The following is a 15,170-nucleotide window of genomic DNA, read 5'->3' on the forward strand; positions in this document are numbered from 1 at the left end:
GTGGCACGATCACGGGATTCGCTTGATCAACGGCCCCCATAGTTTGGTTTCAGCGCCGGAACACAGCGGCGACAACGGAAACGAAACCGAGGAGGGTTTTGAAATGAGCGACGTCGAGGGTACCGCGGTCGAAGTGACCTACGAGGAGACCACCTGGGCCGTGGACGAGGACGGCAACGCCTTCGCCCAGACCACCGAGGTCGAGGCCACCGCCTACGACTTCGACGGCGACGGCACGGTCGACTACGTCGAGGCCGAGGCGCACACCGAGGTCTACGCCGAGGACGCCGACGGCAACTGGGCCTACGGCGAGGCCGACGTCGAGGTCGCCGCCTACTAAATGACCTCAGACGGTGGAAGCCCGGTGATCAGCTCGACGAGACCAACCTCGTCGAGCAGGTCAGCCGGGCGCACTGTCGTTGCCGACCGGATGTAGCAGAACCCGGCACCCACCTCGGCCACCGGCACGCCGGCAAGGTTCGCCCAGGCCAGCCGGTACGCGGCCAACTGCACCGCCACCGCCGAGGCTTCCGCGGCGGAAACCGGTTGAGCGCCCGTCTTCCAGTCGATCACTTCAAAGCCTGAAGCGGACGCGAACACCGCGTCGATGCGTCCCCTGATCACCACCCCGGCCACGACGGCCGCGAACGGAACCTCGACCGCGACCGGCGTCCGCTCCGCCCACTCCGACGCCAGGAACGCCTCCTGCAGCGCCGCCAGGTCCGCGTCCGGCGCAGCACCCTCGTCGGCCGCGCCCGGTAGCTCGTCGAGGTCGAGCAGGCGGGCGGCGCCGTACCGCTCCTCGATCCAGCGGTGGAACGCGGTGCCGCGACGGGCCAGCGGCTGCGGCTTCTGCGGCAGCGGCCGGCGCAGCACCCGGGCCAGCCGGGCCGGGTCGCGGCGGAGCAGCACCAGCTGCGACACCGACAGGTGCGCCGGCAGCACGACGTCGTACGACGGCGCGGACCGGTCCCGCTCGGCGATCAGCAGCGCCGCCTCGTAGGCCCACCGCTGGTAGTCCGGGTTCTCGTCGACGCCCTCCGCACGCGGGCCGCGGACAAGGGAAGCGGCCGCGGTCAGGGCCGGGCGGCGGTGACCCAGCGGATCACCCGGCCAGCTCGCCCGGACCACGTGCGCCAGCGTCGGGTTCTCGGCGTTGGGACCCGGATCCGGCGTCCACACGTCGACCGCGCCGGCACCGGCCAGGCACCGCTCGCGGATCTCCGCCAGGAACACCGACGGACCCCGCTTGCCCTTGACCCCCTCGCTCCACCAGTAGCCGGAGCACAACAACAGCCGTCGGGGCCGGGTCACCCCGACGTAGGCCAGCCGCCGCTCCTCCCGCACGTCGTGCTCGCGCCAGGCGGAGTTGAACCCGTCGAGGGCGCGCACCACCGCCTTCTGGTCGGTGGCCTGGGAGAGGTCGAGGGCGGGCAGCCCGGCCTTGTCGCCGCGCAGCGGGAACGGGAGGACGCCGAGCCCCTGCAGCCAGTGGTCGGAGGCCATGGTCCGCCCGGGCCAGACGCCTTCGGCGAGCCCGACCACCGAGACGACGTCCCATTCGAGGCCCTTCGCGGCGTGGGCGGTGAGGATCTGGACGGCGCCCTCGACGACCTCGACATCGCCCGGCGCCAGCCCGCGCTCCTCGTTCTCGGCGGCCGCGAGGTAGGCGAGGAACGCCGACAGCGTCGGGCCCTCCGACTCGGTGGCGAACCGGGCCGCGATGTCACCGAACGCGTCGAGGTGGGCGCGGGCCAGGCCGGCGTCGCCGCTGCGGGCGGCCACCTCGACGTCGAGACCGATGGTGCGCTCGATGTCGGCGATCAGGTCGGGCAGCGCCTGGTCGAGCCGGTACCGCAGGGCGCGCAGCTCGTCGCGCAGGGCGGTGAACCGGTTCCAGCCCTCGATCGAGTAGCGCTCCGGTGCGCCGAGGTTGTCCAGCGCCTCCACGAGAACCGCTTCGTCGAGGGCGTCGGCCAGATCGGGTTCGGAGTCCACCGCCAGGCGGCGTTCGCGGGCCAGCGACCGGGCCCGGCGGTACAGGGCGACGAGGTCGCGCGGGCCGATCCGCCAGCGCGGGCCGGTGAGCACCCGCAGCAGCGCCGACCCCTCGGCCGGGTCGGCGAGCACCCGGAGCGTGCTCACGACGTCGCGGACCTCGGGGGTGTCGAGCAGGCCGCCGAGACCGACCACCTCGACCGGCAGCCCGGCCGACCGCAGCGCCGCCTCGATCGGCGGGATCTGGGCCCTGGTCCGCACCAGGACGGCCGTGGTGGGCCGCTGCTCGACCGGGATCTCCCAGGGCAGCGCGTCGGGCGCCTGCGCCGCGTGCTGCCAGGCGCCGACGAGCCGGCCGGCGATCCAGTCGGCCTCGTCCAGGTAGGACGGGAACAGTCCACAGTGGACGGTAGCCACCGACGCCGGCTCGGCCAGCACGTCGGCCGGTGCCAGCTCGGCCACCCGGGCGCCGTGCTCGCGCAGCGGCCGGGACAGCGCGTTGGCCACGTCGAGGATCTCGGGCCGGTTCCGCCAGCTCGTGGTCAGCGAGAGTTCGCGCGCGGGTTCCCGGTCGGACCGCGGGAACTCGGCCGGGAACCGGGTCAGGGTGCCGGCCGAGGCGCCGCGCCAGCCGTAGATGGACTGGCACGGGTCGCCGACCGCGGTCACCGGGTGTCCGCCGCCGAACAGCGCGCGCAGCAGTGTCACCTGGGCGTGGCTGGTGTCCTGGTACTCGTCGAGCAGCACCACCGCGTAGCGGTCGCGCTCGACCAGCCCCACCTCCGGGTGCGCGACGGCCACCGTCGCGGCGCGGGCGAGCTGGTCGCCGAAGTCCATCGCCTCCAGCGTCGCCTTGCGTTCGGCGTAGCGGCGCACCAGCGGCAGCAACTGCAGCCGGGCCTTCTGCCGGTCGAGCATCTTCTTGACCGGTGCCGGGACCCGGGCGCCGGGGATCGCCTGCACCTCGCCGTAGAAGCGCCCGGTCCAGGCGGCCACGTCGTCGGGGGTGCGCAGGTGCTCGGCGAGGTCGCCGGCGAGGTGCAGCACGGCATCGACCACTGTGGACGGTGCGGACGACACGTCGGTCATGTCGCCGTCGTACGTGCGTACCACGGAGTCGGCCAGCTGCCAGCACGTCGCCTCGGTGAGCAACCGGGTCGCCGGCTCGTATCCGGCCCGCACGCCGTGCTCGCGCACGACGCGTGCGGCGTAGGAGTGGTAGGTGGCCACGGTGGGTTCGCCGGCGAGGAGGTCGTCGCGTCCCAACGCCTTGACCAACAAGGACAACCGCTGGCGGACGCGGTGCGCCAGCTCACCGGCCGCCTTGCGGGTGAACGTCAGGCCGAGGATCTGTTCCGGACGCACGTACGCGTTCGCGACCAGCCACACGACCCGGGCGGCCATCGTCTCCGTCTTGCCCGAGCCGGCGCCGGCCACCACCAGCAGCGGCTCCACCGGCGCCGCGATGATCTCGGCCTGCTGACGGGTGGGCACCGGCCGGTGGAGCAGCTTCGCCAGTTCGACCGGCGTGAACCGGGGACCGGCGGCGGCCCGGGGATGCGGCACCGCACCGATCTCGAAGAGCTCCTGCTGGGTCATGACGGGTCCGTCACCTGCCGGCCGGATCCGGTGATCGGGCACGAGGTCTTCACCGGGCAGACGCGGCACCGGTTGTTCGCCACCGCCTCGAACGTCGAGGACGCCATCGCCTTGGCGGCCCCGCGCACGAGGTTGACCGCCCACTGTGGATCGTCCGATGTGGACGGTGGCTCCTGCACCTGCTCGCGCGCGCCCAGCCCGTCGATGCCGAGCTGCACCAGCGCCGCGCCGCCGGTCTCGGTGGACTCGTCGAACGCGCCGGCCTCGACCGCCGCCTGATACGCGGCGAGTTGCGGGTGCTCCACGACGTCGGCGTTGATGGGCGCGGACTTCCCGGTCTTCAGGTCGATGACGACCAGCCGGCCGTTCTCGTCCAGCTCCAGCCGGTCGACCCGGCCCTTGATGTCCACCGGCGCCTCGGGATCCTGCAGCCGCACGATGAAATCCTGCTCGATCGCGATGAGCCGGCGCGGGTTCTTCGCGATCCAGCCGATCAGCCGGTCGAGCATCGCCTCGGCCCGGTCGCGCTCGCGGCCGGCGAGCCACCGGGCCGACAGCTCGATGGCGTCGAACCGTTCGGCCACGTAGGACACCAGCGAGGCCCGGTCGACCGACGCGCCGGAGGCCAGCATCGCCGCGGCGTGCACCAGGTTGCCGATGCCCTGCTCCGGCGTCGGCGTGGTGCCGCCGCCGTGCCGCTCCAACAGCCACCGCAGGCTGCACCGGCGCACACTGTCGACAGTGGACGGTGTGACCGTCACCGCCTCGCCCGGGTCGACCAGCGGCCGCTCGTCGCTGAGCTCGCGCAGCCCCCACCACTGGGCCGGGTCGGCGCCGGGTACGCCGGCCTCCACCAGGTCGGCGAGCACCGCCGCCGCGGCGTTGCGGCGGCTCTCCGGCGTGTCGGGCGCGGTCAGCTCGACCCGTAGCTCGGCCACCAGCGCGGGCAGCGTGTGCGACCGCGGCAGGGTCGCCGGGCGCTCGACCTCCTCGACGCGCTCGGCCAGTTCGTCGAGGAAGCGGCTGGGCTGCTCCTCGGCGTCGCCCGACGACACGGCCGTGACGAGCAGCCAGTCCCGCGCCCGGGCGCAGGCGACGTGGAAGAGCCGCCGCTCCTCGGCCAGGGTCGACGTCACGCGTCCGGCCAGGCCCAGTTCGCGGCCGGCGGCGAGGTCGACGAGCGCCTCGGAGCCGAGCACGCTGCCGCGCAGCCGGAGGTCGGGCCAGAGCCCCTCCTGCACGCCGGCCACCGCCACCACGTCCCATTCCAGGCCCTTCGCGGCGTGGGCGGTGAGGATGCGGACGGCCTCGCCCCGGTCGGCGACCGGGGCCATCGCGTCGGACGGCAGTTCCTGCCCGTAGACGTGGTCGAGGAAGACCTCGGTGCGGGCGCCCGGCAACCGGTCGACGAACCGGGCGGCCGTGTCGAAGAGCGCCACCACCGCGTCGAGGTCGCGGTCGGCCGTCTCGCCGCGCGGGCCGCCGCGGGCCGACTGCGCGGCCCACCGGCCGTTGAGGCCGCTCGCGTTCCAGACCGCCCAGAGCACATCCTCCACAGTGGACTCCGGCCGGGCGGCCTCTTTCCGGGCGAGGTCGAGCAATCCGGCGACGTTGCGCGCCGGTCGCGCCCAGCGCCGCTCCACCGCGGCCAGCTCCGCCGGGTCCTGGATCGCTTCCACCACCAGCACCCCCGACGGACGCCGATCGCCCGCCGCGAGCGCGAGTGACCGCAGCCCCTGCCGCAACCGGCGCTCGGCCAGCGGATCCGCGCCGCCCAGCGGCGAGTGCAGCAGCGCGACCGCCGCGTCCTCGTCGAGGCGCTCGGGCTCCAGCGCGCAGCGCAGCAACAGCAGCAGCGGCGCCACGGCCGGGTGGGCCTGCAACGGCAGCACGTCGGAGCGGGTCACCGTCGGCACGCCGACCTGCTGGAGCGCGCGTTGCAGCGGCGCCAGTTGCAGGAGCGTCGAGCGGACCAGCACCGCCATCCGCGACCACGGCACCCCGTACAGGAGGTGCGCCTCCCGCAACCGGTGCGCCACGAACGCCGACTCGCTCGTCGCCGACCGGAACGTGCGGATCTCCACGATCCCGGGGTCGGACCCCGGGCGCGGTGCGATCATCCGGTGCCGGGCCGGGCCGCCAAGCCGCGCCGCGACCCGACGCGTGGCGGCGAGCAACGCGGTGCCGGACCGGTGGCTGGTCCCGAGCGTGACGGTCTCGGCGAGCGCGCCGGTGGCGGTGCGGAACCGCATCGGGAACCCGCTGACGATGGTCGGATCGGCGCCGCGGAAGCCGAACGTCGACGAGTCGGGGTCGGCGAACGCCACCAGGTGCGCGCCGCGACCGGCCACAGTGGACAGCAGGTCGATCTGCGCCGGGTCGGTGTCGTGCAGTTCGTCGACGTAGACGTGTTCGACGGCGCGCAACTGCTCGGTGAGCAGGTCGTCGTCGGCCCGTAGTAGCGCGGTGGCGGCGCGCACCAGTTCGGCGTAGTCGTAGGCGGCACCCGACCGGGTGGTCGCGTCGCGTAACGCGAGCACCTCGGTGTACTGGTTGTAGAACCGGGCCGCGGCCTGCCAGTCCGGTCTTCTCTCCTGCTCGCCCAGCCGGGCCAGGGCCGCCGGGCCGATCCCCCGCTCGGCCGCCCGCAGCAGCAGGTCGCGGAGCTCCTCGGCGAACGCGCGGGTGGGCAGCGCCGGACGCAGCGGGTCGGGCCAGCCGACCTCCTCGTCGTCGGGCAGCAGTTCCCGGATGACGAGGTCCTGTTCCGGACCGGTGAGCAGGCGCGGCGTCTCCATGCCGGCACGGGCCGCAGCGAGCCGGAGGATCCCGAACGCGTAGCCGTGGAACGTCCGCACGACCGCCTCGCCGCTGGCCGCAAAACCAGATCCGGGGCCGCCCAGGCGCGCGCCGATGCGGTCGCGGAGTCGCCGGGCGCCGCGGCGGCCGAACGTCAGCACCAGCACCGACGCGGGATCGGCGCCGGCCTCGACGCGGGCCGCGACCGACTCGACCAGGGTCGTCGTCTTGCCGGTGCCGGGCGCGCCGATCACCAGCAGCGGGCCGGCCGTGTGCGAGATGACGTGATGCTGCACCGGATCGGGGGTGATCGGTGCTGCTGTGGGGGCTGCCGGTCGGACCAGGCGGTATGCCGGGGAAGAAGCCCCGGTCCGGGCCGGCGCGCTCACCTAAGGAGCGCCATACGCGGCTCTTGGGGGTGGGGCGTTCAGGTCGATGTCGATCCTTTCCGTCTGGCCGCCGCGCAGGTGCAGCGTGAAGCGGCCGCCGGTGTCGGGTGCGTCGACCCAGAAGAACTCGCCGAACACCGTTTCGGCGTCCGGGTCGATCGGGGAGCCGGCGGTCAGGCACATCTCCGAACCCGGCGGCTGTCCCTTGTAGACGGCCTCGATCTCCGGCCGTCCGTGCGCGGGCGCCATCGGCACGCTGGCAACAGCTGATTTGTCGCCGACCGAGGCGACGTGGATCGTCAGCACCGCGTCGGCGGTGAACGTGTTGAACCACGGGACGAGGTCGCCGGTGCGCACGCCCTCGTTGAACAGCGCGACGTGCCGCGCCACGGGATCGATCACGGCAGCGTGCTTTCGATTCGGTTTTCGATGACGTCGAGTGCGGCGTCGACGGTCGGCACGACGTGGAGCCGCTGCATCGCGCCCTCGTAGGTGAAGTTCTGCCGCGTGAGCCCGTCGAGCCAGTCGACGAGCCCGCCGTAGAACCCGTCGGCGTCGACCAGGACGATCGGCTTCGCGTGGATGCGCAACGTCGCGGTCGTCCACACCTCGAACAGCTCGTCGAGCGTCCCGAGCCCGCCGGGCAGCGTGAGGAACGCGTCGGACCGGTCGATCATCATGGCCTTGCGTTCGAGCATCCCGGTGGTGACGACGAGTTCGTCGCTCGCGGGGTCGGCGACCTCGATGTCGACCAGGGACTGCGGAATGATGCCGAGCGTATGCGCGCCGGCGGCCCGGGCGCTGTCGGCGAGCGCGCCCATCATCCCGACGCGGGCGCCGCCCGAGACCAGCGCGTGCCCGCGGCGGCCGAGCGCGGTACCGGTCTCGGCGGCGAGCTTGAGCCAGCGCTCGTCGAGCCGGCTCGACGAGGCGCAGAAGACACAGATCGCGGCCATCAGTCGGCGGCCTTCTCGGCCGCCTTGGTGTCCGCGGCGGCCTTCGCGGCGGCGCGGTCGGCCATGGCCTGGTCGGCCTCCAGGATGTGCCGGACGGCCTCGTCCGGGTCGTCGGTGAGGCAGATCAGGTCCAGGTCGTTCGCGCCGATCTTGCCGCCGGGGATCATCGTCCGGCGGATCCAGTCGAGCAGCCCGGCCCAGTAGTCGATGCCCATCAGGACCACCGGGAACCGGGTCACCTTGCGCGTCTGCACCAGGGTGAGCGCCTCGAACAGCTCGTCCATGGTGCCGAACCCGCCGGGCAGCACCACGAACCCGGACGCGTACTTGACGAACATCGTCTTGCGGGCGAAGAAGTACCGGAAGTCGATGCCGATCTGCACCCAGTCGTTGAGCTTCTGCTCGAACGGCAGCTCGATGCCGAGCCCCACGGAGAGGCCGCCGGCGTCGACCGCGCCCTTGTTCGCGGCCTCCATCAGCCCGGGGCCGCCACCGGTGATGACCGCGTAACCGGCCCGCGCCAGGGCGGTACCCACGCGTTCGGCGAGATCCCACTCGGGCGTGCCCGGCTTGTTGCGGGCCGATCCGAAGACGCTCACCGCCGGCGGCAGGTCGCTGAGTTCCTCGAAGCCCTCGACGAACTCCGACAGGATGCGCAGCGCGCGCCACGCGTCCTTGGTCTTCCACTCGTCGCGGGTGCGGCTGTCGAGGAGCCGTTCGTCGGCGGTGCTCGGTGGAATCGCTTCACCGCGCAACGTAACCGGGCCCTTGTGGCGCTCCGGCCTGCGGCTGGCGTTGGTCATAACGCCACACGTTAGCCGGTTGTCCGGTCCATCCTGTGCAGGACGCAACGTTGGGGCCGGCATGTAACGTCGCCATAGTCATGAGCATTTCTCGGGGACTGTGGGTGTCGTTCGCGCTGATCGCGATCCTGCTGGGTGTGGCAACGGTCGGATACGTCGCGCACGCCGAACTCGCCACCCCGCAGAATCACGATCCGCAACCGGCCGCTGTCGAAGAGTTGCCCCCACTGGGGACGGTCGAGATCCCCGCCGCATCCGCGTCGGCCTCGGCGGTGACCGTTCCGGCGTCCGGGACGGGCCGGTTCGTCACGGCGCCCGGCGGGAGTGCTCCGGTGGGCACCGGCCGCATCTACCGGTACCAGGTGGTCGTCGAGGACGGTGCCGGCGTGCCGCCGGAGCAGTTCGCGGCCGCCGTCGAGCGGACCCTCGCCGAACCCCGTGGCTGGACGGCCAGCAAGAGGTGGGGATTCCAGCGGGTGTCGAGCGGCGCGTCCGACGTCACCGTGCATCTCGCCACGCCGGCGACCACCGACCGGCTCTGTGACGCGGCCGGGGTCGAGACCCGCGGCGAGGTCTCCTGCCGCGGCGGCCGCAACGTCGTCATCAACCTGCGGCGCTGGCTCACCGGCGTCCCCCACTACGCCGACGCCCTCGACGACTACCGACACATGGTGGTCAACCATGAGATTGGCCACTTCCTGGGGCACGGGCACGTCAAATGCGGGCAGGCGGGCACGCCGGCACCGGTGATGCAACGGCAGACGTTCGGGCTGGAAGGCTGCACCCGTAACTCATGGCCCTTCCCGGATCAGCGGAACTACGTCACCGGGCCGTATACGGCGTAACCCGGGGTACCCGAACGGTTACAACTTCCTCGTGCTTGTCGCCACTTGGACTGCAACCTGACACCCCGGCACAGGCGTCTAACCGAGTATGAGCGCCATGACCAGCTCACTGGAGCAGGCGCGTCGCCGGCGCCAGCTCAACCGCCAGATCCGCGATCTCATCGCGATCCGGAAGGCAGCCGGCGGCCAGCCGACCGCCGAGAACCCGCCGGAGACGTCTTCGGCCGCTTAGAGCGCCAGCCAGTCGCGCACGACTGCGGCGCCCCGCACGATCCTGTCCGTCTCCACGTGCTCTTCGCGCGTGTGCGCGAGGTTCGGGTCACCCGGGCCGAAATTCAATGCCGGGACGCCCAGAGCGGCGAACCGCGCCACGTCGGTCCAGCCCAGCTTCGCCTGCGGCGCTCCACCGGCGGCCGCCAGGAACTCTTTCGCCGCCGGCGCGTCCAGCCCGGGCAGCGCGCCCGGCGCCACGTCGACGAACCGCACGTCGAACCCCTCGAACAGCTCGCGCACGTGCCGCTGCGCCGCCGCGCCGTCCCGGTCGGGAGCGAACCGGAAGTTGACCTCGATGTCGCACTCGTCGGGGATCACGTTGCCGGCCACACCACCCGAGATGCGCACCGCGTTCAGGCCCTCCCGGTAGGTGCAGCCGTCGATCGTCACCGTGCGGGGTTCATATGCCGCGAGCCGCGCGAGCACCGCGCCCGCCGCGTGGATCGCGTTCGAACCCAGCCAGCTCCGCGCCGAGTGGGCCCGCCGGCCGGTCGTGGTGACCTGTGCCCGCAGCGTGCCCTGGCAGCCCGCCTCCACCAGCCCGTACGTCGGTTCCAGCAGCACCGCGAACGCGGCGTCGGTGAGCAGGTCGGGCCGCTCGGCGGCGAGCCGTCGCAGCCCATTGCGCTCGCTCTCGACCTCTTCGCAGTCGTAGAAAAAATAGGTGACGTCGTGCCGCGGCGCCGGCACCGTCGCGGCCAGGTGCAGCGCGATCGCGACGCCGCTCTTCATGTCCGAGGTGCCGCAGCCGTGCATGATCCCGTTCTCGGTGCGGGACGGCAGGTTGCCCGCGATCGGCACGGTGTCGAGGTGCCCGGCCAGCACCACCCGCTGCGGCCGCCCCAGCTCGGTGCGCGCCACGACCGTGTTGCCGAACCGCGTGACGGTGAGGTGTTCGAGCGGCTCCAGCGCGGCGACGACCTCGGTGGCGATGCGGTCCTCGTCGCCCGACACGGACTCGATGTCGACCAGCACCCGCGTCAGCTCCACGGGGTCGGCCAGCACGGCCGGGGTCAGGGTGGTCATGGGCCGACCCTAACGAGGTCGGTAGGGTCTTCGAGCGTGGGCCACAACGTCAGCGCCGCCTGGGGGCTCGCCCAGGCCACCGTTACGACCGACGGACAGATCCTCGACGCGTGGTACCCGGGCGGAAGCCTGGGCCTCGGCGCGCCGCCGGCGGAGGCGCAACCGGTAGCCGGTGCGGCGCCGACGGCAAAGCTGGTGGTCATCGAGTCGCTGGCCGACCCGCCCGCCGACACGTACGACGCGTACCTGCGGCTGCACCTGCTCTCGCACCGCGTCATCCGGCCGCACGACGCGAACATGGACGGCATCTTCGGCGTGCTGCCGAACGTCGCCTGGACGTCGGCCGGCCCGTGCGCGCCCGACCGGGTCGACGACCTGCGCGCCGCGCAGCGGGCCGCCGGCCAGCACCTGACGATCTTCGGGGTGGACAAGTTCCCCCGCATGGTCGACTACGTGGTGCCGTCCGGGGTGCGCATCGCCGACGCCGACCGGGTGCGCCTCGGCGCCCACCTCGCGGCCGGCACCACCGTGATGCACGAGGGCTTCGTCAACTACAACGCCGGCACGCTGGGCGCATCGATGGTCGAGGGCCGCATCTCGGCCGGCGTCGTCGTCGGTGAGGGCAGCGACGTCGGCGGCGGTGCGTCGATCATGGGGACGCTCAGCGGCGGTGGCAAGGAGGTCATCCGCATCGGCGAGCGCTGCCTCATCGGCGCCAACGGCGGGTGCGGCATCTCCCTCGGCGACGACTGCGTGATCGAGGCCGGCACCTACGTCACCGCCGGCGCCAAGGTGAAGCTGCCCGACGGCACGGTGGTGAAGGCGCGTGACCTGTCGGGTCAGCCGGGCCTGCTGTTCATCCGCAACTCGCAGACCGGTGCCCTGGAGGTCCGTAACCGGGCCGGCGGAAAGATCGAGCTGAACGCGGCCCTGCACGCGAACTAGTCGAGTACCGGCTCCGTCATCGCGAACCTCGCCTCCACCGACGCGTACACCTGCTGGAGGCGGGGTTCCAGGTCGAACGACGGTGCGCTGGAGTCGCCGGCCGCGCTGAAGGCCATCGCGCGCATCGTCTGCGGGGCGCCGTAGTCGGCCGTCGGAGCCGATCCGGAGAGACCCGCGTCGGACAGTTGCAGCAGCCGGGTGATCCGGGCACCGAGCGCCTCGGCGTACTCGCGGGCCCGGGTGAGGGCGTCGCCGATCGCGTCGTGCCGGGCCTGCCGGTGGGCCGGGCTGTCCGGACGCAGCGCCCAGTACGGCCCGGCGACGGTCGTCTGGTCCTGGTCGGCGAGCCGGAGCATCAGGTCACCGAGCACCGCGAAGTCGACCACGGTCAGCTGGAGCGTGACGCTGCCCCGGTAGCCGACGACCCGCTCGCCCGGCCCCCGGGTCTCCGGGTACACGTGCACGCCGTTCGTCTCGCGGCGCTCGATCGCCTCGGCGTAGCCGTCCAGCAGCGTCCCGAGCGCCGCCGACCGCTCGGCCAGGCGGGTCAGCGCCGCCTGGCGCTCCCGGTCGCGCGCGGCGACGGTGACGCTGACGGTCGCGATCTCCGGCGGTACCTCGCGGTTGATCTCTCCGCGCACGGCGACGACTGGCTCGGTCATGGACCGACGCTAGCGCAGCCGGCGCACCGCTTCGGCCACCCGCTCGTCGGTGCCGGTGAGCGCGACCCGGACGTGCTTGGCGCCGGCCGGGCCGTAGAACTCGCCGGGCGCGGCCAGGATCCCCAGCGTCGCCAGCCGGTCGACGGTCTCCCAGCACGGGTTGCCGTCGGTGACCCACAGGTAGAGGCCGGCCTCGGAGTCGTCGATGGTGAACCCGGCGGCGGTGAGCGCGCCGGACAGGGCCTCGCGGCGGGCCGCGTACCGGGCCCGCTGGGCACCGACGTGCTCCTCGTCGGCGAGGGCGGCGGCCATCGCCGCCTGCACGGGCGCGGGGACGATCAGCCCGCCGTGCTTGCGCACCTCGAGCAGGTCGGCGACCAGTTCCGGGTCACCGGCGACGAAACCGGCCCGGTACCCGGCCAGGTTCGACCGTTTCGACAGCGAGTGGACGGCGAGCACGCCCTCGACACCGCCAAGTGACAATGCCGACACCGGCGGGGCCGCCGGGTCCCAGCCCAGCGAGAGGTAGCACTCGTCGCTGGCCACCACCGCACCCACGGCCCGGCCCCACTCGACGATCGCCGCCAGGTCGGCGGCCGGCAGCACCCGACCGGTCGGGTTGCCGGGCGAGTTGACCCAGACCAGCCGCACCCCGGCCGGATCGACCTCGACCTGGGGCCGGTCGGACCGGACCACCTCGGCTCCGGCGAGCCGCACCCCCACCTCGTACGTGGGGTAGCAGACCGACGGGATCACCACCACGTCGCCGGGGCCGAGCCCGAGCAGCGTCGGCAGCCCGGCCACCAGCTCCTTCGAGCCGATCGTGGGCAGCACGGCGAAGCCCCCGGTGACGCCGGTGTGCCGGACCACCCAGTCGGTGATCGCCGCACGCAGGGCCGGGCTACCCGCGGTGAGCGGGTAGCCGGGCGAGTCGGCGGCACCGACGAGCGCGGCCTGCACCGCGGCCGGCACCGGGTCGACCGGTGTGCCGATCGACAGGTCGACGATGCCGCCCGGGTGCTCCGCCGCCCGTTTCTTCGCCGGGGCGAGAAGATCCCACGGGAAGTCGGGCAGCGGGCGGCGACGCCGACCGGCCGGCGAGCCGGTCAGTGCTCGGTCTCCCGCGGCGGCTGGGCCGCGACGAAGGTGGCGTCCTTGTCGAGCTTTCCGACCTTCGACGCCCCACCCGGCGACCCGAGATCCTCGAAGAACTCGTAGTTGGCCGCCGTGTAGTCCTTCCACTGCTCCGGCACGTCGTCCTCGTAGAAGATCGCCTCCACGGGGCAGACCGGCTCGCACGCACCACAGTCGACGCATTCGTCTGGGTGGATGTAGAGCATCCGGTTGCCCTCGTAGATGCAGTCGACCGGGCACTCCTCGATGCAGGCCCTGTCGAGCAGGTCGACACACGGTTCGGCAATTATGTAGGTCACGACTGCTGTTCCTCCCAGGGCGCTACCAGTCCGCTACGCCCATCCGGAGCTTAGTATCCCGGTTCGGGGGTGGTCGATCGTGCAGGGAGCCGTCCCAAGTCCAACCGACATCGGACACCGGGTCGTGGTACGTCGGGTGGTGGGGCAGCGGGGCGGACGTCCGGTGCAGTCCGATTCGATCGGCGTGCTCACGGGCGTCACCGAGACGCATCTCACAGTCCGCACGGCCGACGGTGAGATCGATATCGCGCTCGCGGCCGTCACGGCCGCGAAGCGCATCCCGGACCGGCGGGCCCGCAGCGCCACCGAGCGACTCGAACTGGTCGCGGCCGCCGGCTGGCCGCCGGTCGAGCAGGGTCGGCTCGGCGACTGGCTGCTGCGCGCGTCGGGCGGGTGGACCGGGCGCGGGAACTCCGCGCTCGCGGTCGGCGATCCGGGCCGGCCGGTGGCCGAGGCGGTCGACGCGGTGATCGACTGGTACGGCGAGCGCGGGCAGCGCCCGATGATCGCCGTGCCGTTGCCGCTGGGCCGGCGGGTACAGCCCGAACTCGACCGCCGCGGCTGGGACACGATCACGCCGACCCTCGTGCAGACCGCCATGCTCTCCGATCTGCCCGCATCGGCCGATCCGTCGGTGGTGCTCATGCGCGAGCCGACCGAGGAGTGGTTCGCCGGGGTCGGCGGGCGGAAGGGTGGCCTGCCGCCGGCGGCACGGGCGATCCTCACCGGCGTGCCGTCGGCGCGCTTCGCGGCCGGATACTCCCCCGACGGCGCCCTGGTCGCCACCGCGCGGGGCACGGTGGTCGACGGCTGGCTGGGCATCACGGTCGTCGGGGTCGAGCCGGACCAGCGGCGACGCGGGTGGGCCCGTCGGCTCACGCTCGCCCTGGCGGACTGGGCCGCCGGTGCCGGCGCCGAGCGGGCGTACCTGCAGGTCGAGGAGGCGAACACCGCCGCCCGCCGGTTGTACGAAGGGCTCGGGTTCGGCACCGCGCACATGTACGTGGTGCGCCTACCGTAGGGGCAGGGCCTCGACGGCGCGCCGCAAAGCGCGGGTGACCTGGCCGAACTCGCGATCGTCGCGGCTGCTGAACAGCACCAGGGTGGTGCCCCGGTAACGGGCCTGCAGGTCGAACCGCGGCGGCCAGCGGCGGGCGCTGACGATCGCCACCACGCACGGCACCACCAGCAGGATCGTCGCCAACAGGATCGCCAGCGGCGCCATGACCATGGCCACCACCGGTATGACGATGGGCGTCTGCGCGATCGCGATCACCGTGCTGATCAGGACGGCCGGGTGGAACGGGCCGCGCACCGTGCCCAGCGCTTGCAACTCGGCCACCTCGTACCGGGCGGAGCCGACGATCAGGTACTGGTTCGTCACGGCTACGTCGGGGCCCCGGTAGTACCAGGTGACGGGCCGCCGCGGCGGCGGCGACATC

Annotated in this window: 15 protein-coding genes; 5 read left to right on the forward strand and 10 right to left on the reverse strand. The window is 72.9% G+C overall.

Annotated elements, in window-relative coordinates; genetic code table 11:
• Positions 1-103: 103 nt before the first annotated feature.
• Positions 104-340, forward strand: coding sequence for a hypothetical protein (locus Vau01_RS05000; RefSeq protein WP_203987698.1), 237 nt, complete (start codon positions 104-106; stop codon positions 338-340).
• Here Vau01_RS05000 and Vau01_RS05005 read toward each other — a convergent pair.
• The 5 genes from Vau01_RS05005 to Vau01_RS05025 are packed head-to-tail and all read right to left on the reverse strand — an operon-like array spanning position 337 to position 8,544.
• Positions 337-3,597 (reverse strand): ATP-dependent helicase, encoded by a 3,261-nt coding sequence (locus Vau01_RS05005; protein WP_203987701.1) that lies wholly within the window; start codon positions 3,595-3,597, stop codon positions 337-339. The genes Vau01_RS05000 and Vau01_RS05005 overlap by 4 nt on opposite strands.
• Positions 3,594-6,740 carry an ATP-dependent helicase gene (locus Vau01_RS05010; protein ID WP_239151314.1) on the reverse strand — a complete coding sequence of 1,049 codons (3,147 nt, stop codon included), beginning with the start codon at positions 6,738-6,740 and terminating at the stop codon, positions 3,594-3,596. The genes Vau01_RS05005 and Vau01_RS05010 overlap by 4 nt, the downstream gene beginning before the upstream one ends.
• A gap of 45 nt (positions 6,741-6,785) precedes the next feature.
• Entirely contained in the window at positions 6,786-7,187 is a 402-nt protein-coding gene (locus tag Vau01_RS05015; protein ID WP_203987708.1) for a hypothetical protein, read from the reverse strand.
• On the reverse strand, positions 7,184-7,741 hold the full coding sequence (locus tag Vau01_RS05020) for an LOG family protein (protein ID WP_203987711.1): 558 nt from the start codon (positions 7,739-7,741) through the stop codon (positions 7,184-7,186). Before Vau01_RS05020 ends, Vau01_RS05015 begins: the two co-directional genes overlap by 4 nt.
• Positions 7,741-8,544, reverse strand: coding sequence for an LOG family protein (locus tag Vau01_RS05025; RefSeq protein ID WP_203987713.1), 804 nt, complete (start codon positions 8,542-8,544; stop codon positions 7,741-7,743). Before Vau01_RS05025 ends, Vau01_RS05020 begins: the two co-directional genes overlap by 1 nt.
• A gap of 80 nt (positions 8,545-8,624) precedes the next feature.
• Here Vau01_RS05025 and Vau01_RS05030 point away from each other — a divergent pair, with 80 nt between their 5' ends.
• Positions 8,625-9,389, forward strand: coding sequence for a DUF3152 domain-containing protein (locus tag Vau01_RS05030; RefSeq protein ID WP_203987716.1), 765 nt, complete (start codon positions 8,625-8,627; stop codon positions 9,387-9,389).
• 97 nt (positions 9,390-9,486) lie between these two features.
• Positions 9,487-9,621: a hypothetical protein gene (locus Vau01_RS64525; RefSeq protein ID WP_275423914.1), complete on the forward strand. Its 135-nt coding sequence runs from the start codon at positions 9,487-9,489 to the stop codon at positions 9,619-9,621.
• Here the strand turns inward: Vau01_RS64525 and dapE are convergent.
• Positions 9,618-10,688: a succinyl-diaminopimelate desuccinylase gene (dapE, locus tag Vau01_RS05035; protein ID WP_203987719.1), complete on the reverse strand. Its 1,071-nt coding sequence runs from the start codon at positions 10,686-10,688 to the stop codon at positions 9,618-9,620. The genes Vau01_RS64525 and dapE overlap by 4 nt on opposite strands.
• Before the next feature lie 36 nt (positions 10,689-10,724).
• On the opposite strand from dapE, the gene Vau01_RS05040 reads away from it, so the two are divergent.
• On the forward strand, positions 10,725-11,633 hold the full coding sequence (locus Vau01_RS05040) for a DapH/DapD/GlmU-related protein (RefSeq protein WP_203987722.1): 909 nt from the start codon (positions 10,725-10,727) through the stop codon (positions 11,631-11,633).
• Here the strand turns inward: Vau01_RS05040 and Vau01_RS05045 are convergent.
• Genes Vau01_RS05045 through fdxA form a run of 3 tightly spaced genes read right to left on the reverse strand, consistent with a single transcriptional unit; the run spans position 11,630 to position 13,728 of the window.
• Positions 11,630-12,295, reverse strand: coding sequence for an SIMPL domain-containing protein (locus Vau01_RS05045; protein ID WP_203987726.1), 666 nt, complete (start codon positions 12,293-12,295; stop codon positions 11,630-11,632). The two genes, Vau01_RS05040 and Vau01_RS05045, sit on opposite strands and share 4 nt — an antisense overlap.
• Positions 12,296-12,304: 9 nt before the next feature.
• The gene (gene dapC / locus Vau01_RS05050) at positions 12,305-13,405 is read right to left on the reverse strand and encodes a succinyldiaminopimelate transaminase (RefSeq protein WP_239151315.1); all 1,101 of its coding nucleotides are present in this window, start codon (positions 13,403-13,405) and stop codon (positions 12,305-12,307) included.
• Positions 13,402-13,728, reverse strand: a complete 327-nt coding sequence (gene fdxA, locus Vau01_RS63175) for a ferredoxin (RefSeq protein ID WP_239151308.1) — start codon at positions 13,726-13,728, stop codon at positions 13,402-13,404. The genes dapC and fdxA overlap by 4 nt, the downstream gene beginning before the upstream one ends.
• 163 nt (positions 13,729-13,891) lie before the next feature.
• Here fdxA and Vau01_RS05055 point away from each other — a divergent pair, with 163 nt between their 5' ends.
• Complete coding sequence (locus tag Vau01_RS05055) at positions 13,892-14,749, forward strand: GNAT family N-acetyltransferase (protein ID WP_239151309.1); 858 nt, start codon at positions 13,892-13,894, stop codon at positions 14,747-14,749.
• Here the strand turns inward: Vau01_RS05055 and Vau01_RS05060 are convergent.
• A partial coding sequence (locus Vau01_RS05060) for a DUF6232 family protein (protein ID WP_203987733.1) occupies positions 14,741-15,170 on the reverse strand: 430 nt, incomplete at its 5' end. The two genes, Vau01_RS05055 and Vau01_RS05060, sit on opposite strands and share 9 nt — an antisense overlap.

Source organism: Virgisporangium aurantiacum (assembly GCF_016863635.1).
Classification (GTDB): Bacteria; Actinomycetota; Actinomycetes; order Mycobacteriales; family Micromonosporaceae; genus Virgisporangium; species Virgisporangium aurantiacum.